Source organism: Pseudarthrobacter sp. J1738 (genome assembly GCF_050490315.1).
Classification (GTDB): domain Bacteria; phylum Actinomycetota; class Actinomycetes; order Actinomycetales; family Micrococcaceae; genus JBNPEO01.
In genome coordinates this window covers 1-16,271 of the sequence record NZ_JBNPEO010000001.1, presented here as the reverse complement: position 1 = coordinate 16,271, position 16,271 = coordinate 1, and the positions used below count along the sequence as shown (strand labels likewise).

18 protein-coding genes are annotated in these 16,271 nt (G+C 63.9%); 8 read left to right on the top strand and 10 right to left on the bottom strand.

The window, feature by feature from the left end; all coding sequences use genetic code 11:
- Positions 1-118: 118 nt before the first annotated feature.
- The 5 genes from ACQR35_RS00090 to ACQR35_RS00070 are packed head-to-tail and all read right to left on the bottom strand — an operon-like array spanning position 119 to position 3,213.
- Positions 119-352, bottom strand: coding sequence for a ferredoxin (locus ACQR35_RS00090; RefSeq protein ID WP_236803063.1), 234 nt, complete (start codon positions 350-352; stop codon positions 119-121).
- Positions 349-1,440, bottom strand: a complete 1,092-nt coding sequence (locus ACQR35_RS00085; protein WP_236803064.1) for an NADH-ubiquinone oxidoreductase-F iron-sulfur binding region domain-containing protein — start codon at positions 1,438-1,440, stop codon at positions 349-351. Before ACQR35_RS00085 ends, ACQR35_RS00090 begins: the two co-directional genes overlap by 4 nt.
- A complete protein-coding gene (locus tag ACQR35_RS00080) occupies positions 1,431-2,006 on the bottom strand; it encodes a ferric reductase-like transmembrane domain-containing protein (protein WP_236803065.1) in 576 nt (191 codons plus the stop codon). Before ACQR35_RS00080 ends, ACQR35_RS00085 begins: the two co-directional genes overlap by 10 nt.
- Positions 2,003-2,941: an FAD:protein FMN transferase gene (locus ACQR35_RS00075; protein ID WP_430268883.1), complete on the bottom strand. Its 939-nt coding sequence runs from the start codon at positions 2,939-2,941 to the stop codon at positions 2,003-2,005. Before ACQR35_RS00075 ends, ACQR35_RS00080 begins: the two co-directional genes overlap by 4 nt.
- Before the next feature lie 2 nt (positions 2,942-2,943).
- Positions 2,944-3,213, bottom strand: a complete 270-nt coding sequence (locus tag ACQR35_RS00070; protein ID WP_236803067.1) for a hypothetical protein — start codon at positions 3,211-3,213, stop codon at positions 2,944-2,946.
- Between the two features lie 464 nt (positions 3,214-3,677).
- Here ACQR35_RS00070 and ACQR35_RS00065 point away from each other — a divergent pair, with 464 nt between their 5' ends.
- The 3 genes from ACQR35_RS00065 (at position 3,678) to ACQR35_RS00055 (ending at position 5,987) form a co-directional block, all read left to right on the top strand.
- The gene (locus tag ACQR35_RS00065) at positions 3,678-4,766 is read left to right on the top strand and encodes an IS110 family transposase (RefSeq protein WP_430268870.1); all 1,089 of its coding nucleotides are present in this window, start codon (positions 3,678-3,680) and stop codon (positions 4,764-4,766) included.
- 160 nt (positions 4,767-4,926) lie between these two features.
- Positions 4,927-5,382, top strand: a complete 456-nt coding sequence (locus ACQR35_RS00060; RefSeq protein ID WP_430268871.1) for a DUF6176 family protein — start codon at positions 4,927-4,929, stop codon at positions 5,380-5,382.
- Between the two features lie 185 nt (positions 5,383-5,567).
- Complete coding sequence (locus ACQR35_RS00055; RefSeq protein ID WP_430268879.1) at positions 5,568-5,987, top strand: SRPBCC family protein; 420 nt, start codon at positions 5,568-5,570, stop codon at positions 5,985-5,987.
- A gap of 65 nt (positions 5,988-6,052) precedes the next feature.
- Here the strand turns inward: ACQR35_RS00055 and ACQR35_RS00050 are convergent, their stop codons facing one another.
- On the bottom strand, positions 6,053-6,520 hold the full coding sequence (locus tag ACQR35_RS00050) for a hypothetical protein (RefSeq protein WP_430268872.1): 468 nt from the start codon (positions 6,518-6,520) through the stop codon (positions 6,053-6,055).
- A gap of 150 nt (positions 6,521-6,670) precedes the next feature.
- Between ACQR35_RS00050 and ACQR35_RS00045 the strand changes: the two genes are divergently transcribed.
- The 3 genes from ACQR35_RS00045 to ACQR35_RS00035 all read left to right on the top strand — a co-directional run bounded on the left by ACQR35_RS00045 (position 6,671) and on the right by ACQR35_RS00035 (position 7,851).
- Positions 6,671-6,865: a hypothetical protein gene (locus ACQR35_RS00045; RefSeq protein WP_430268873.1), complete on the top strand. Its 195-nt coding sequence runs from the start codon at positions 6,671-6,673 to the stop codon at positions 6,863-6,865.
- A 186-nt stretch (positions 6,866-7,051) separates the two neighbouring features.
- Positions 7,052-7,471: a hypothetical protein gene (locus tag ACQR35_RS00040; protein ID WP_430268874.1), complete on the top strand. Its 420-nt coding sequence runs from the start codon at positions 7,052-7,054 to the stop codon at positions 7,469-7,471.
- A 140-nt stretch (positions 7,472-7,611) separates the two neighbouring features.
- Positions 7,612-7,851: a hypothetical protein gene (locus tag ACQR35_RS00035; protein ID WP_430268882.1), complete on the top strand. Its 240-nt coding sequence runs from the start codon at positions 7,612-7,614 to the stop codon at positions 7,849-7,851.
- 110 nt (positions 7,852-7,961) lie between these two features.
- Here the strand turns inward: ACQR35_RS00035 and ACQR35_RS00030 are convergent, their stop codons facing one another.
- On the bottom strand, positions 7,962-8,468 hold the full coding sequence (locus ACQR35_RS00030) for a hypothetical protein (protein ID WP_430268876.1): 507 nt from the start codon (positions 8,466-8,468) through the stop codon (positions 7,962-7,964).
- Positions 8,469-9,025: 557 nt separating this feature from the next.
- On the opposite strand from ACQR35_RS00030, the gene ACQR35_RS00025 reads away from it, so the two are divergent.
- Both ACQR35_RS00025 and ACQR35_RS00020 read left to right on the top strand, forming a co-directional pair.
- Positions 9,026-10,033, top strand: a complete 1,008-nt coding sequence (locus ACQR35_RS00025) for a glucose 1-dehydrogenase (protein ID WP_430268881.1) — start codon at positions 9,026-9,028, stop codon at positions 10,031-10,033.
- Between the two features lies 1 nt (position 10,034).
- Positions 10,035-11,846 (top strand): glycoside hydrolase family 15 protein, encoded by a 1,812-nt coding sequence (locus ACQR35_RS00020; protein WP_236803069.1) that lies wholly within the window; start codon positions 10,035-10,037, stop codon positions 11,844-11,846.
- Between the two features lie 223 nt (positions 11,847-12,069).
- Here the strand turns inward: ACQR35_RS00020 and ACQR35_RS00015 are convergent, their stop codons facing one another.
- The 3 genes from ACQR35_RS00015 to ACQR35_RS00005 form a co-directional block, all read right to left on the bottom strand.
- Positions 12,070-12,450, bottom strand: coding sequence for a hypothetical protein (locus tag ACQR35_RS00015; protein ID WP_430268880.1), 381 nt, complete (start codon positions 12,448-12,450; stop codon positions 12,070-12,072).
- A 221-nt stretch (positions 12,451-12,671) separates the two neighbouring features.
- Positions 12,672-13,352: a plasmid pRiA4b ORF-3 family protein gene (locus ACQR35_RS00010; RefSeq protein ID WP_236803071.1), complete on the bottom strand. Its 681-nt coding sequence runs from the start codon at positions 13,350-13,352 to the stop codon at positions 12,672-12,674.
- Positions 13,353-13,367: 15 nt separating this feature from the next.
- Complete coding sequence (locus ACQR35_RS00005; RefSeq protein ID WP_430269234.1) at positions 13,368-16,268, bottom strand: Tn3 family transposase; 2,901 nt, start codon at positions 16,266-16,268, stop codon at positions 13,368-13,370.
- Positions 16,269-16,271 lie beyond the last annotated feature (3 nt).

The following is a 16,271-nucleotide window of genomic DNA, read 5'->3' as shown; positions in this document are numbered from 1 at the left end:
CACCGTCGGGTCGGGGGGCAGATGCGGTGTCCTGGGTCCTACCCCTCCAGCACCTGCCAGAGGACCACCGGGCGGGCAGTGGAAGTCCTCGTGCGGGCAAGGGTCAGCGGGCTCCGACTCAGTCGTTTTGGTTTCGCCAGTAGAGTGCCCGGGCCGGGCAGTACCGGACGGTCAGCTCAGCGTCGGTCGTTTTGGGGATGGGTCCGTCCAGGATGGGGTAGCCCCATTCGTCGAGGGTGATGTGTTCAGGCAGCAAGGTGGCGCAGACTCCGTGCCCGGTGCAGGCGGTCCGGTCGACGGCCAGGACCGGGACGGCCGAATCGGTCCGGGGCGGGCGGGCAGAAAAGCTCACGACTGATCTCTTTCTTCCTGTCCGGGGCAATAGCCTGCCGCGTGCGCTTGGAGGTGGGTGCTGAAGACCTCCAGTGCGGAGGCGGTGAACGCTGCAACACCGTCGGGGAAGTGGCAGGCCCCGCGGCCGGTAAGCAGTCCCAGTCGTTGCCGCAGCGCGGCGTGCGCTCCGGGACCTCCGGTACCGGCGGCGAGTTCAGCGAACCCGGCCGCTGCCGCGGGGAGCCCGAACATGCAGGGCCCGCATTGGCCGGCTGATTCCCCGGCGGCGTAGTTGAGCATGTCCGCGACCGTGGCGACCGGGCAATGTGAGGGGCCCAGCAGGTGCATCACCCCGGGCCCGGGAGCGGCGCCCGCGGTGGCCATCGACGCGGTGGTGTAGTGCAGGGCCGGTATCCGGGACGCTGCAATCCAGGTGCCGCCGAGTCCGCCGATGTTCAGGGCCCGGGCGCCGGGCAGCGGTCCACCGGCCAGGGAGAGTATTTGGCTTAGGGATGGTCCGGTTTCGGTTTCGTAGACACCTGGCGCCTGGACGGCGCCGTTGAGAGCGACCAGCCGCGGGCCGGGGTCCTCCGGTGTGCCGAAAGACCGGAACCAGGCCGGCCCGAAGGCCTCGATCTGGGCGACCCGCAGAAGTGTTTCGGCGTTCAGGACCAGTACCGGCCGGGTTTTCTTCCCCTCCGGGGTGCGGCCGCCCTGGACCAGGCGGGCGCGTTTGGTCATCGGGCGGGCAAGGCCGCCGTGATGCAGGGAAACGAGGGCGCTGGCCTCGGAGGCGACATACCGGGCAGGTACCGGCAACACCGCCACGCCCGCTGCCCGCAGGCGTCCTTCGGTTTCTGATCCGGCGTGGGCGGCATACGTTACCCGCTTCAGGCCCGTCAATGCTGCCCCGTCCCGGACCTCGGCGAGGTGGTGCCGGATGACGTAGGCGTCCTTCGCGGCACCGATTTCCCCGTCGCAGGCGTTAACTATCAGCTCGGCCCGATTCTGAAGCGCCGCACCGAGTTTCACGGCAGTGCTGAACGCCGAACCGCTCCGGCCCGTCAGGCCGGCCTCGTGCAGGGCCGGCAGCAGGTTCAGCGCCATGGCTGTTGTCCGATTTCGTTGCGGCGGGTCTCATCGGGTTGCCGGCCGGTGAGCCGGTAGGCGATCGCGGCGGCGCCTGCGGCCAGGCAGGCCACCCCCACGGCCCGGAGGATCCAGGCGCTCCCGGTGCCCATCGTGATGCCATGGACTATCGCTGCCGGCCACAGCACGTAGCTCAGCGCGTGGACCCGGCCCCACCACCGCTCGGGAATACGGTGACGCAGCATCGAGGTCAACGTCACGGCCACCAGCAGATCGAACGCGACAGCGCCCAGCCCGATCCAGGCCCGTTCGTAGCCGGAAGTGAACGGCACCACTACCGACACCCAGCCGATGTCGACGTAGCCTTCCAGCACGGCAGTAACAATATGGACTACCACAAAAACCATCATCCCCAGGGCCAGGTTGCGGTGGAGCCCTGTCACGACAGTGGTCCCGATCCCTGCCGGCCGGCGCCGCCCGGAAGTCACAACACCGAGAATGAACGTCACCGTCAGCAGCACCGAAGCCGTGACCCCGCTCGCCCGGGAAACGAACCAGAAAACCTCGCTGACCGCCGGACTCACAGTGCCCCGGCAGGTTCGTGGGGGGCAGGCCAGTTCCCGGTCCTCACGGTCGAACCGTCCGTGGCGTGCAGGCTGGCATCGATGCCACGGGCCCCCAGCCAGGACGGTGCCTGAGCACCCAGGACGATGGCGGCGGTCGAGGCGGCATTGGCTTCCAGAGCGGTCGCACCCAGGCAGGTCACTTCGGCCCAGATGCGCTGTGCCGGGGCGCCGGTGCGCGGGTCGATGATGTGGTGGGCGGTCCCGGACCCGCTGGACCACGCCCGGTGCCTCGTTGAAGACGTTGCTATGGCCTGGTCCCTGATGGTGATGACCTGATCGGTGCGGCCGCGGTCGTGCTCGATCCCTACCTGCCAGCCTGTCTCTGGAGGGGTGCCGGCAACGGCGATGTCTCCGCCCAGGTCGACCAGGAAACCGCCCGGCAGGGTCTCACCCAGCAGGGCCGCGATCCGGTCAGCGGCGTAGGCTTTGGCGCTGGAGCCAAAGTCCAGCACCGTGCCGGCCGGCATGACCAGCAACCGGACGTCGGGTGTGTAGCTGATCTGCAGCCACCCCGGCGCCGGTTCCGGATCACCGGGCACCGTCCAGCCCGCCCTGTCTCTGACCAGTACCATATCGTCATCGTAACCGGCCCGCAGCAGGGCCGCGCCGACTGTCGGGTCCACCAGGCCGCCGGTCAGGGCCGCCGTGCGGAAGGAAGCCTCCAAAACATCCCCGAGCAAGGCACTGACTGCCACCGCCACCGGACCCCGGGCCGACCGGGCGTTAATGGTCGTAAGTTCTGAATCTGCCCGGAACCGCGAGGCAGCAAGGTCCAGAGGCGCCAGCCATTCCCTGGCCGTGCGCACAGCCTGATCCAGGGCGCCCGGGTCGGTCGCGTGCACGCTAACGGTGGTGCCGATCGCATCGAACCGGGCGGCCGGGACAGCTGCCAAGGTCAGGAGGCCCGGGTCGCGGTCTGCGGCACTGCAGCGGCCGGGGCGTTTTGTGCGGGCGTAACTTTCCCGAACGTCCCTGCCGCGGCGGGCGCGGCCGGCGCCTGCTGCACCGCCGCCGCTGCTGCCTGGCCGGTGGCGGCGGTGTGCTGCACCGTGGCCAGCCCGGCGCCGGCGCCGGCGGTCGCGATCCCCGCCAGTACCATCGCGGTCACCGTCCAGCGCCGTACCGCGCCGAGAGCCCGAGCCCGTGAATTCACAACCGCCGTCATCGCATGTCCTTCCGTTACCACCAAGTTTCCCACGAGCCCGATAAGAGGTACCTGAGATGAACCTGTGTACGGTCTGTGAGACCTTCCGGGAGGACCATGGCTGCGCGGGCCCTAAGAAGTTCTCCGGTTTTCAGCGGGATTCGGAGGTGGACGTGGTAGACAAATAACCGGTGTGAGTCTTGACAGTGGCTGGTCCGGGACTGGCTGGCAGGATGGGTGCAGGCCGTTCCGCCCGTGGATGCGACTCACCGCACAACTGACCCGCATGGTGTCTTTAAGTAGATTTGTCGGTCCATTGGGTGGTCCGGCCGGCACTGTCCGGCCCACCTCGGTAGCTTGATCAGAAGATTGTCCACCCCTTTTGCGGGGCGTGACCCATCACAGTGCTGTTCCTTGGTGACCTCACCCGGACTGGCGTCGGCCAGCGACGGCCACGACCGTGTCCGTGAAGAGGAAAGGTACCAATGACCGCCATGTCTATCGTCGCGCATACCCATCCATTCGTCGTCGGTGTCGACACGCACGCCCGCAACCACGTCTACGCGATCCTCGCCGCGAATACCGGCGCCTTGCTAGAATCCCGGGATTTCCCTGCCACTGGTGCCGGGATCAACCGGGCAATCGACTGGGTCGCCCGCCGCACCGATGGTAGTGCCGATACTCTCTGGGTGATCGAAGGTGCCGCATCCTACGGGGCGATCCTGGCCGGCACCGTAGCCAGCCACGGCTTCCCTGTGGCAGAGGCACCGCGCATGGATGCCAGGAAGCGTCGAGGGGTGGGCAAGACCGATGCCCTGGACGCCCACCAGATCGCCATCTCGACCCTGCCCCTACCGGTGGACAAGCTGCGCCGCCCCCGCCTGCATGACGGGATCCGCCAAGGCGTGAGGATTCTGGTGACGGCGCGGGGATCCATGAGCAAGGACCGCACCCGGTCGATCAACGCGCTCAACGCCCTAGTGCGCGGCAATGACCTGGGCATCGACGCCCGCAAGAAGCTCACCAGCAACCAGATCACTGAGGTCTCAAAGTGGCGGTCCCGGGAGGAAGAACTCTCCTTGTCCATCGCCCGCACCGAGGCCGTGCGGCTGGCTAGACACATCCTGCTTCTCGACGAGCAGCTCACGGCCAACGAGAACCAGCTCGATGAGTTGGTCAAGGTCAGTGAGGCCGCACCCTTGCTGGAGGAAACAGGGTTCGCAGCGATCAGCGCCGCGAAGTGCCTCGCTGCCTGGTCACACGAAGGAAGAGTCCGTAACGAGGCGGCGTTCGCATCCCTGGCCGGGGTGAATCCCATACCCGCATCGTCCGGGAACACGGTCAGGCACCGACTGAACCGGGGCGGAGACAGATCCCTGAACAGTGCCCTGCACATGGTCGCGGTCACCAAAATGACCCATGACACCAAAACCCGCGAGTACGCCGAAAAACGACGCGCCCAAGGGAGAACCAACAAGGAAATACGCCGCTGCATCAAGCGCTACCTCGCACGCCATATCTACCGCACGCTCAACGCCTCAGCAACACAAACGCCTTTGGCTATGGCAGCGTGATTCAGGACCGGTGTGGCGTTGCGACGACAGCTCTCCTTAATCCGGTAGCAGCAGCGTCATCTCCACATTCCGCGTTCTGTGTGCCCGGTAAATGATCCCTGAGCGAAACACGCCTGCCTTGGAGGTACTTCCGTGGGATCAACGCCGCGAGAATACCTTCATGACCTCTCCCGACAATGGCTTCGAGATGCCCTTCACCCCGGTGCCGCGCGACTTTCCTGGGCACCAGATGCCGCCATCAGTACCGCGCGGCATGCGACTCGAACTGAGCCGCTCACGCATCGTCAGCGGCAAGGAACACGCGTTCGAGGAGTGGATGAACATGCTCAATTCGCGACCGGACGAACTGCAGCAAGGACTCTCGGCGGAGCGCGCGGTCTTTGAGGCAACGTTCCGAAATGTCGAAGCCGACGGCTCCACGTGGATCTATCACCTTGCTCTCATGGGCGAGGAATCGGGTGGGCTCGACGAGTCCATCCCCATTGATGCCGACCATGCAGCGTATAACCGGAGCGTGAAGGAGCCAGGCTGGGAGGAACTCGAACCTCGCTTCATGCTCACGCCAAATCATCTCCTCGAAGCGATGAAGCGCTGGGCCGCGACCGGACGCGAATGAGGTCTGGATCAGGGGCGGCCCGGCCGCTCCTTCCAACCGTCCCGCAAGCCGATCCCTGAACGGGCACCCTTGCCTTGGTCGCTTTGTGTGCTTGCTCCGTCCGGAAGTCGCAATTCAAGTCGAGACTGAAAGGCTGCAATACTCTGACGATGGCCGTCTATTTTGAGTGCAGAACGCGGACGAAGATGCCCGTGTCCGAGCTATTTGACCTTGCCCGGAGCATCGACGCCCACAAGGACTCCATGAGGCAGTCAAACGAAGAGGCGATAGATGGCGTGACGTCCGGCCTCATCTCCTTAGACGAAGAAGTGACCTGGCGTGCTTGGCATTTCGGCGTCCCGCTTCAGATGACGAGCCGGATCACTGAGATGCAGAAACCCAACTACTTCGTAGACGAGCAGGTCAGGGGTCCGTTCCAGCGGTTCCGTCATGTTCACGAGTTCAGCCAGGACTCGGCAGGAACCACGATGGTGGACCGCATTGAGTTCGCGGCTCCATTCGGCCCTATAGGGCGTTTGGCCGAGAAACTTGTGCTGGGCCGCTATCTCCGAAGGTTGATAGAAGCCCGCAATCGACACCTTGCAGGTGAGTCGAATCTCCAGTAGATCGTCTCGGTAGCCGATCGGCTAATGGAATGGTCTGTGAGAACAGTTCGGCATGCTTGTTGGAGTCAGCTGAGGGGTGGCCGCCGGTCAGTGATCGCAGTCAGCAGGTCGTTCAGCTTGACGATGGCTTCGTCGAACCACTCATCGTCGATCCAGAAGCGCACGCCGGTGGTCTGCCTATTCGTTGTCTCTGCGCGCATCAGGCGTTGGGAGTCGCCTGGGTGTGTAGCTGGGCGGGCATGAAGGACGTCGTTTCTAATTGCTGCGGCCGCGAAGAGCGAGCGGTACACAGCAACCAGGTACTCCTTCGTTGGTCCGCTAGTCATATCGGTGGTCGCCGCCTTGATCTTGGTTGCAATCCCTGACGTCATCTCCGGCTCTAGTTGATCGAGCGAGAGAGTGTCAGGCAGATCGGCCACGAGTCGATGGAGATCACCGAGTATCGTCCACTCCATCGAGGAAATCGTGTACGCGATCTCACCGATACGGGCGAGATAGCTCGGCTCGGGGAGGGCGACCCGGGAATGTTCCATGGCGGCAGCTTAGTCGGAGCGGCTGCGTTGGAACTTTCGACGCCCTGAGCCTCGAGGGGGAACCCGGAGAAGAGTGTCCGGTGAGGGATCAGCTTGCGGGCACCCCGCGTCGGCATGCAAATATCTGGCCTACGTCACTAAGGTAATTCTGTGGATAAAAAGATCTTCGGTGCTATTGCGGCGTGTGTGGCCGCTCTTGCTGTTGTTATCTGCTGCGTGGCGGTGGCAATCGAATTCCCGGTACCTGTCAAGATCGCCATGGTGGCAGGAGCGGCGCTGTTGTTGCTATCTGCAGGCGGGCTGATCGGTGCCGGCATCGCAGCACAGAAGAAGTCACCAACCTGAAGCGGCCAGGGAATCCGTTTCGAGTGACGCCCGGTGAGGGATCCTTTAATGGGCACCACGCCTGGACCATGATGTGACCTCGTAGCGCCCGGTGACGGATCGGCTAGCGGTCGCCGAGACGGTGATATCCATTGACCGCGATGCTTGTGAAGGTGAAGAGTTTCCAGCAGGGAAGGCGTGGCACCCATGACGGAAGTATCCAGCGCCGAGAGATGGATCATCACGTTTGAAGAGATGCGCGCCTACCGTTGGCTTGAATGGACCCGCAATGCAGCCGTGATTGTTGCCGCGCTGGTCTTCATTGTTTGCCGGCTAGTCTTCGGCCGGCAATGGAATGACGACGGTCCGGGAGCCTGGCTTGTGCTCCTGCCTTACATCACGTGGGCAGCAGTAGCGCTGCTCACTGCAAAACGACGGCGAGTGCTTCGGGTTGCCGTGAATGAAAGGTTCCGCGTGGAGTTCATGCTGCGAACGCGCAGCGAGTTCCCCGAAGGACTCGACGTCCTCGAGGTCAAGAAGACCGTCCCCGGCCTTCACTCGGACGGGACCGTAACCATCTGGCAGCTGAAGAGAAAGGGTGCGACCTTCCACCTCAGGCGATCCTGACCCCAACTCCCGCAAACAGGGCCCTCGCTCAAGGGTTTCCCGATGAAGCGATCGCTTGGCGGGAAAAATCCCGCCGGATTTATGCGCACGGCTAGGATCAGGGCACAACGGGCTCCAGCCCGTCCAAAAGTGGGGGAGATATGAAGATGGTCATTCTTGCTATATCCGCGTGGGTCCTGACTGGCGTGATCGCATTACTGGGTGTGAGCGCGGGTTCCACTTTTTGGTTCTACATGGAGCCAGTAATCGATACAGCGCCCGATCCGGCAAGCTACTACGTCGCCGCCGCGGCCGGATTCGTGGCCCTGTTCTTGAGCTCGGTAGTCAGTGTCGGCGTGACTGTCCACGCAGTCCGCTGCAACGCCAGCGGAAGAGCCTGATCCATCTCCATCTGACTACCATCACCGCTGAGCGTTCCAATCGAGGAACGCCGCCCGCGGGACATTTTCCAGCCCCGGGCCGGGTCGGTCCGTCGGGGTTTGCGGCCTGCCTATTCCCGCCCTGCCCGGGGTGGCTTGAAGACGGTATCGGAAAGCGGTGAGTAGGCGAACCATCCGGTGTTTTCTCCACGCTGGGCTGCTGTCCGGGCCCGGGAGATTTCGTCCTGTTTTGCCTGCAGTGCGGCTGCCAAGGCATCGAACGCGGCAGCCGCCCGGGCGTTGAGGGCGGGTCCCGTTCCGCGGAACCGGCGGGTCGGCACGTTTTTCTCGTAGGAGTTGAACTCGATTTCGTAGCCGTCGCCGAGTTCATCCGCTACGCGCCGGGCCAGACGGTTGCCTTCCAGCGTGAACCGGCGTGCGAGCTCCGCGGATTTCCAGTCGAGGTCCGGGGTCAGTGACTCGTAATAGGACTGTTCCCAGACCCTCAGGTCGCGGACCAGTCCTTGCGTCAGGCCGGCGAGGTCATAGTCAACGGGGTCGTCAAACCAAAGCACGGTGTCGGCATAGTCCGGAAACATGCGCACCGTCGGACACCGGTCCTCTCCCGGGGTTTTCATATGGCGATCGTACTGCAGCCGCCGGCTCCGGTGAACTGACGTCCGGTCGATCCGGCGCGGCAGAGGACCGGCGTATTTACCGGACTACGAAGCTCACCGTCCCGAAAGGGGTGTCCCGTATAGAGCCGTCGAATCGTCCCGTTAGCCGGTCGCTCACCGCTCTGCACATTCCAACCTCGGTGTCCGGCTCCCCACCAATAGGGCAATGTACGTTTACCCCGCACGGTGAGCATGCACGCTGAACGGGGGTCAACTGCAACTGTCTGTTCCGTCTCATATCCCATGGGATACGAGACGTCTCACAGGCTCGCCCCGCGGGAGTATGTTCCTGTCTAATCCCGGCACTTGCCCAAGGGTAGACAGGTCTCCGTCGGACACAGCTCCGCAAGCTTCGCCAGCAACCTAAACAACGGGGAGAAAAATGCGGGTTGGCAGACTGCCAAGCCCGACTCCTACCGCTTGACAAGACATAGAAGCGTCGACGGATGCCGCCCGGAGATGCAGGAGGAAAAGACGTGAAGGCTTTGACTGTCGTCCCGGGGACGAAGGAGCCGTTGGTGCTCAGGGATGTCCCCGAGCCCGACGCGGCGGACGGTCAGGTCCTGGTGGAGACCCTGGCCGTCGGGCTCTGCGGCACCGATGCCGAGATCACCTCCGGCGAATACGGAGAAGCACCCGCCGGGTCACCGTTTCTGATTCTGGGACACGAGAACATCGGCCGTGTCCTCGACGCTCCGGCAGGTTCCGGGCTCAGCCCCCGGGATCTGGTGGTCTGCATCGTTCGCCGTCCGGACCCTGTGCCGTGTCCTGCGTGCGCGGCGGGGCAGTGGGATATGTGCCGCAACGGCCGCTACACCGAACACGGAATAAAAGGCCTGCACGGGTTCGCCCGAGAACGCTTCCGGGCTGATCCTGATGCTCTCGTCCGGCTTCCGAACACGCTGGCCGACGTCGGCGTTCTGCTGGAACCAACAACCATCGTCGCCAAAGCCTGGCAGCACATCGACGCGATCGGCTCCCGGGCCTTTTTTGCCCCGAAGACCGCCGTTGTCACCGGGGCCGGGCCGGTCGGCCTGCTCGCGGCAGTGCTGGGCGTGCAGCGCGGACTCGACGTCCACGTCTTTGACCAAGTGCGGGCAGGGCCGAAACCGGGACTCGTCCGGGAGCTCGGAGCGACCTACCACCCGGAGAGCCTCACTGATTCCGGGATTCAGGCCGATATCCTGGTCGAATGCACCGGCGTCGCCTCCGTAGTGCTCGAGACGATGACCTGCAGAGCCCTCGACTCGGTCACCTGCCTGACCGGAGTCTCCTCCACCGGCAGGACCGAGCCAGTGGACATCGGCGCGGTCAACCGTGCCCTGGTGCTGGGCAACGAATCGGTATTCGGCAGCGTCAACGCCAACCGCAGCCACTATGAAGCCGCTGTCAGGGCATTGGAGCAGGCCGACAGCGCCTGGCTTCAGCGGCTGATCACCCGCCGGGTACCACTGGCCGACTTCCAGGACGCCTTCCGGCGCCAGGATACCGACGTGAAAGTCGTCCTCGAAGTCAAGGCCGGCTGAGGTGACGCGCATAGAGGATTACGCCATCGTCGGGGACCTGCACACGGCAGCCCTGATCGGAACAGACGGATCCATCGACTGGCTCTGCCTGCCGCACTTCGACTCGCCGGCCTGTTTCGCCGCGCTGCTGGACACCCCCGACGCGGGACGCTGGCTGCTGGCCCCTGCCGCCGGAGGCACCTGCACCCGCCGCCGGTACCGGCCCGACACCCTGGTCCTGGAGACCGAATGGGACACCGGCACGGGAAGGGTCAGAGTAACCGATTTCATGCCTCCCCGGGACGGGGTCGCCGACCTCATCCGCATCGTAGAGGGACTCAGCGGCACCGTCGCGATGCGCGGCGAACTGGCCTTACGTTTCGACTACGGGCACGTGGTCCCCTGGGTCCGGCGCACCACAACCGGGATTCATGCGGTCGCCGGGCCCGACTCGGTTCACCTGTCCTCGTCCGCCCCCATGGAGGGAGAACACCTCCGCACGGTCAGCGAATTCACGGTCAAGGCAGGTGAGCGTGTCCCGTTCGTCCTTACCTGGTCACCCAGCCACTTGCGGCGGCCGCGGACCGTCGACGCCGAGAATGCCCTGACCGGGACCCTGGCGTACTGGGAGGACTGGTCTTCGCGCAGCGCGGCCGCCGGCCCCTACCGGGACGCTGTCCAGCGGTCCCTGATCACCCTCAAAGCACTCACCTTCGCCCCGACCGGGGGCATCGTCGCGGCTGCGACGACATCACTTCCCGAACAGCCCGGGGGGCCCCGCAACTGGGACTACCGGTACTGCTGGCTCCGGGACGCGACGCTGACGCTGCAGTCCCTCATCACAGCCGGCTACACGGACGAGGCCAAAGCCTGGCGGGAATGGCTGCTGCGCGCCGTGGCAGGCGACCCGGCAGACCTGCAGATCATGTATTCCCTCGACGGGCGGCGCAGGCTCCCCGAAGCCGAGATACCCTGGCTGGCAGGGTACGAGGACTCCACGCCGGTCCGCACCGGCAACGCGGCCGCCGACCAACTCCAACTCGACGTCTGGGGTGAAGTCCTCGACGGGCTTTCCCTCACCCGCAACGCCCTCCTCCACGACGCGGACGACTCCTGGGACATCCAAATCGCCCTAATGGACCACCTTGAGGACGCCTGGCAACAGCCCGACAACGGACTCTGGGAAATGCGCGGACCCAGGCGGCACTTCACCCACTCCAAAGTCATGGCCTGGGTCGCAGTAGACCGGATGATCAAGGCAGTCCGCCAGTTCCACCTCCCCGGACCAGCAGACCGGTGGGAGGACCTTCGCGAGGCCATCCACAACGACGTCATGGAGCACGGCTTCAACCCTGAAATGAACTCCTTCGTCCAGTCCTACGGCGGCACCGAACTCGACGCCAGTCTCCTGCTGATCCCCAGGGTCGGATTCCTTCCTCCGGACCACCCCCGCGTCACCGGCACCATCGACGCCATCCAGCGCGGCCTGACCCAGGACGGGTACGTGCTCCGGTACCGCCCCCAACACAGCGACGACGGGCTGCCCGGCGGAGAAGGTGTCTTCGTTGCCTGCTCCTTCTGGCTCGTCGACGCACTCCTTGGCGCCGGAAAACGCACCGAGGCAACGACACTGTTCGAACGACTCCTGACCCTGCGCAACGACGTGGGCCTGCTCAGCGAGGAATGGGACGTCCAAGACGCCCGGCAACTCGGTAACACCCCACAGGCCTTCAGCCACTTCGCCCTGATCACCAGCGCCTTCCAGCTCCACCACGGCCCCAGCCACCGAAGCGATCAAACAATCACCGCCCGCACAACCCCGCCACCGGACTAACCCCAAACACGGCCGGCCGCACCAGGTGCAGACAGCGAAGAGGCCACAAGGAACCCTCGCCGGCCCGGCCTCGGAGGGCCCCGTTTCGCTCTCGCCCCCAGGGCCCCGCCGCTCATGTCAAAGGCAAACAACCGCAGAGAAATCAGCCGACCGGACAATCACGGTATTTCTCAGCTCGTGAGCCCAGATTCTGTAAGCCCGGTACTTAGCCCGTCCGGGCCTGTTACGGCTCCTCCGAAGGTTCGGCATGCTCCGGCGCCTCCGGTGCCTCTGCCGGTTCGGCAATCACTGGTACGTCCGGTGCGTGTGCCAACTCCGGTGCGGTTGAAGATGACGCCGGCGCCGGCGGGACCTCAGCCGAAGATACGGGCGCGCTGGACGGAGTGGGCGTCGATGCGGGAACAACCGACGATGTGGCCGTGGAGGAAGCCGACGGATCAGCGGCGGGGGCGGCCGGCGACACAGTGGACGTCGCATCGGTCGGCGCAACGGTGGCGGTGGCGGCCACTGCTGCACCGGTGCCACCAGCGGCAACGACGGATGCTACAACAACGGCTTTTCCTGTGGTGCCCAGCGCACCCAGCCAGGGGATGATTCCTGCCATGACAGGGGAGTCCTTTCAATACAGAACATGAGACCGGCTGACCTCATGGACAGCCGAGCGCAACGGTACTTGACAGATGGGGGATCCTGCTCGCCAGTTCCTGGAAACTACGTCAATCCTTGGCGTTTCCTGCGCCGTCCACGCGGAGACAAAAACTCGCTAAGGCATGCCGGCACAATGCCATTGGTGCCAGGCCTGGCTGTGCCGTGGCCGGCACTTGGTCAGTTTCCTTCGGGTGTGAAGAGTCTGCCGAGTTCTTCGTTGACTTTGACCGGGTCGAAGTGTGCGGGATCGAAAGTTTCCTCTCCGCCGGATCGTTGCGCGGTTCCTTGGGCCCATTCGTGCAGGCCCTGGAGGTGCTCGCGGTCTGATTCATCGACGGCATCAGGGTTGGCCAGAGTGGCGATGAGGTCTTCATAGCCGCCGATTCCACCGGAGTCCTCCAGGGGGCAGCGTCGTTTACCGCGGATCACCCGGGCATGGGCGTCGTCACCGGTTTTCCTGACGGTTTCGATCCAGTCGATGCGGTGGAGCCAGCTATCGCCGAAGTCGTATGCGTAGAACAGCGGGGTTGAGCCTTCGTTGAGGACTTTCCCGAGCTGGACGGTCTCTTCAGGCAGGTACCAGCCCTCCTCGTCTTCTGCCCTGACGTAGGCAGGCGCCCAAGACCTGGCCTGTGTCCGTCCGCGGCCCGGGGTGTTCGGGTTGCGGTCGGTAAAGGAATGCAGGTGGGAGTTTTCCCAGCCAATGATCACCTGCAGAACGTCGTGGAATTCGTCCAGGTAAAGGCTGGAATCGACTTCGAATAGCCGCCAGATCTTTGGTTTACTCCCGACGAGGTGGACTCTGGCGCGCAGAAGCTTGCCTTTGGTTCTTGGCGTGGATCTCTCATTCGTGGCCATAGGGGGTCCTTTCCATCACAGAGCAGCGGCCTGGGCCAAGCGGTTGTCACCGGGGGTACGGTGTTCGGGTTCGGCAGAGATCTGGCCCAGGTTCAGGTGGGTGTTCATGTCGAGGGTGAAGCGTCCGTAGGGGTTGATATGGGTCCAGAACAACGGTGTGAGGCCCCTGCGGTCTTCCGGTTCGAGCAGTCCGGTGAACTCCTTGACCTCGAGCACGGTTTGCAGCAGCAGGGTGTTGACCAGGACCAGGGAGGATTGGAGCAGGTGCAGGGCGAGCATGGACACTTCGGTCGTTTCACGGTCAGGGCCCGTGAGGTCACGGTTTTTACCGTAGAAGACGACGTCGTTTCCGCTGTTCCAGTTCTCCACTACCTGCAAACCGGAATTGATTTCGCGTCGCAGGTCTTCGCTGGCGAGGTAGTCGGCGGCGAAGATCGTCCGCACGGCCCGGCCCAGTTCCTCCAGGGCCTGGTACGTGGGGTGTTTGGGCCCGCCCCGGGTGAAACGGCGCAGGATCGTCTCCGACTCTGCCGTGCCGAGTTTGAGGGCCGTGGCGTATTTGACCATCTGATCGTATTGCTGGGCGATGATCTCCCAATTGATCGGCCTGGACAACACGTCATTGATCTCGGCGTAGGCTTCTTCATTGCTGGCCCGGTAGAGGCGGATCGAGCCGATGTTCTTCAACCTCGGCAACAGCTTGAACCCCAGGAGTTCGGTGAACGCGAACCCCACGATCGAGGCCCCGTGGGTATCGACGTAGTTTGCTTCGATCTCGGCGTCGGTGTCGTGGCGCAGAACGCCTTCGATCATCGCCGCGACCTCGGAGGAGGAACAGTTCTTCAGCTGGGAATAGATGCAGGTCGATTTCTTTTCCACGTGCCAGTAGATCATCACGCCGGGACCACCGTAGCGGTTGTGCCATTCGGTCATCAGGTTTGATTCCCAGGAGCCGAACTTTTTCGAATCCGACGCACAGGCGTTCCCTTCACCCCACCAGTGAGGGTTCCTGGCCTCGAACGTGGCGTTGACGACCTTCACGATCGCCTGGCGCAGATTATCCTTCGTAATGAACGTCCGGCGCACATGGCGTAGCTCCCGCTCCGTCTCTCCGTGACCGCCGGCATCAGTGACCGCTTTGATGCCCATGTTCGTCCCAAGCCCGAACAGGCACAACAGCAAACGCCTGCGCAGGGTCTCACGGTCAAGGACCTCACGGGAGGCCACGGAAACAAACTCCCCGGTAAACCCGGTCAGGAAGTCCGCTTCCTTGAGGACTTCTAGCAAGTCCAGGGTGCCCCACCGGGCCAGGACCTCGGCCTTGAGTTTGCCCAGATTCACCGGCTCGTCGAGTTTTTCCAGCTTGGGGACCTTTATCCACGGCGCCCCACGGCGTCTGGTGATCTTCACTCCACCGGTGGTATCGGCCGGCAGCCCCTTATCCAGGTGCTCCAGTGACCTCCTCATTCTGGACTGAAGATCAAGAATGAACCTGGCCGGGTCCAACGGTTTCTGCAGGGCCTCGTAGTGGAGCTCACGGGAAGCGTCGAAGTCCTGGGGAAGGTCCTCTTCCGGGTCCCGCCATTTCCCCGCCCCGTCAACGAAAACCTCGCGGCGGCGCAAAGCGTCCCGTAAGGACACGAGCAGGCACAGCTCGTACGGGATCCGCTCGATCCTGCCCTTCTCGTCCCGGACAGCGCCCTCCCAGGACCTGGGCACCACACCCGCAACCGGGACTACCTCTCCGGGCGCGAAGAACTGGCTCTTACTTCCAGCATCCGCATACCGTTCCAGCAACGCGATGGCATCCATGATGGGCCGGAACGCCGTGTTATGGCACCGGAACCGCAGCACGGACAGCAGCGCCGGTAACATCCGCCGGTAATGATTCGAGTACGAACCCCGCAACACGGTCCTCACCTTGCCCTGGAACACGCTCTCGTTGGCTTTTGCCTCCTGGACCAGTTGCCGCAGGGTTTTCTCACTCACCACCGGGAACACGGCCTCCCGGACCGTCTCATCCGGGCAGGCGACTGCCCTCTCGGCCAGTTTGAACAGCAAAGCCGTCTTGCCGCGCACCCTTTGCAGATCCTCGGTCAGTTCCTTCTCGACCTTCCTCACCGCGCCGGTATTGATCTTCAACACCAGCACGAGCAGCAAATCGACCAGGCTGTCAGCTATCTCTGCCGTCCGTTGATGACACAACGCCGCCAACAGCGTCAACCGCACCGGCGCCGGCGCGTCCTGGAAATCCGATGGATACATCCGTGCCGCCCGCGCCCGCCAGGCACTCACGACCTTCTCCGAAACCCCGGCAAACAAGCCAGCCGGTAAATCAAGAGCCTGGGCTGCTGAAAGCTTCTCCACCTCCGCCAGCAACGACTCCAAACCAGCCGGGCCCGGATCAGCCTTCAACACCGACAACAGGGAACCGGCTGCACCATCAGCGACCAAGGCCTTCAGCCCAGCCGCACCGTCCGGGCCTAGAACCTTGCCCACATGAGCACACAGGCGCTGCTCAAACAACGCCCGGCCAGCACCAACAATCCTGCCCGCACGTCCCGGCGGCTCAATCCGCTCCTGACGACACCGGGACAGCGAAGCCTCCACAAGCGCAGACTCTCGAACCTCAGACGGGCACACCCTCTCCGCCAACCACCCAGCCAGCCGGGCCTCATCAGCGGTCGTGAACTCACGGAAACCAAAATGGGACCGGATCTCGGCCCGGTGGTACTTGATCGAGCGCCCACCCCAATAGGGAGCCAGCGCAACGGGAGGAACAGAAATCTGCGCCGCAATATAGTTCAAAGCTCCCGGTGGAAGGTCAGAAGGGCTACCCGGGAATCTGGCATGTTGCTGAAAAAACTTCAGCAACACAGCAAACCCTGCCCGAGTCGCTCCTGACTTCCGCGCCATCAA

Excerpts from the sequence above, each read along its gene's own strand:
- ACQR35_RS00050 (WP_430268872.1), bottom strand. The coding sequence starts at position 6,520 with ATGGAACATTCCCGGGTCGCCCTCCCCGAGCCGAGCTATCTCGCCCGT.
- ACQR35_RS00065 (WP_430268870.1), top strand. The coding sequence starts at position 3,678 with ATGACCGCCATGTCTATCGTCGCGCATACCCATCCATTCGTCGTCGGT.
- ACQR35_RS00030 (WP_430268876.1), bottom strand. The coding sequence starts at position 8,468 with ATGAAAACCCCGGGAGAGGACCGGTGTCCGACGGTGCGCATGTTTCCG.
- ACQR35_RS00040 (WP_430268874.1), top strand. The coding sequence starts at position 7,052 with ATGACGGAAGTATCCAGCGCCGAGAGATGGATCATCACGTTTGAAGAG.
- ACQR35_RS00085 (WP_236803064.1), bottom strand. The coding sequence starts at position 1,440 with ATGGCGCTGAACCTGCTGCCGGCCCTGCACGAGGCCGGCCTGACGGGC.
- ACQR35_RS00035 (WP_430268882.1), top strand. The coding sequence starts at position 7,612 with ATGAAGATGGTCATTCTTGCTATATCCGCGTGGGTCCTGACTGGCGTG.
- ACQR35_RS00060 (WP_430268871.1), top strand. The coding sequence starts at position 4,927 with ATGACCTCTCCCGACAATGGCTTCGAGATGCCCTTCACCCCGGTGCCG.
- ACQR35_RS00015 (WP_430268880.1), bottom strand. The coding sequence starts at position 12,450 with ATGGCAGGAATCATCCCCTGGCTGGGTGCGCTGGGCACCACAGGAAAA.
- ACQR35_RS00005 (WP_430269234.1), bottom strand. The coding sequence starts at position 16,268 with ATGGCGCGGAAGTCAGGAGCGACTCGGGCAGGGTTTGCTGTGTTGCTG.
- ACQR35_RS00010 (WP_236803071.1), bottom strand. The coding sequence starts at position 13,352 with ATGGCCACGAATGAGAGATCCACGCCAAGAACCAAAGGCAAGCTTCTG.
- ACQR35_RS00055 (WP_430268879.1), top strand. The coding sequence starts at position 5,568 with ATGCCCGTGTCCGAGCTATTTGACCTTGCCCGGAGCATCGACGCCCAC.
- ACQR35_RS00070 (WP_236803067.1), bottom strand. The coding sequence starts at position 3,213 with ATGACGGCGGTTGTGAATTCACGGGCTCGGGCTCTCGGCGCGGTACGG.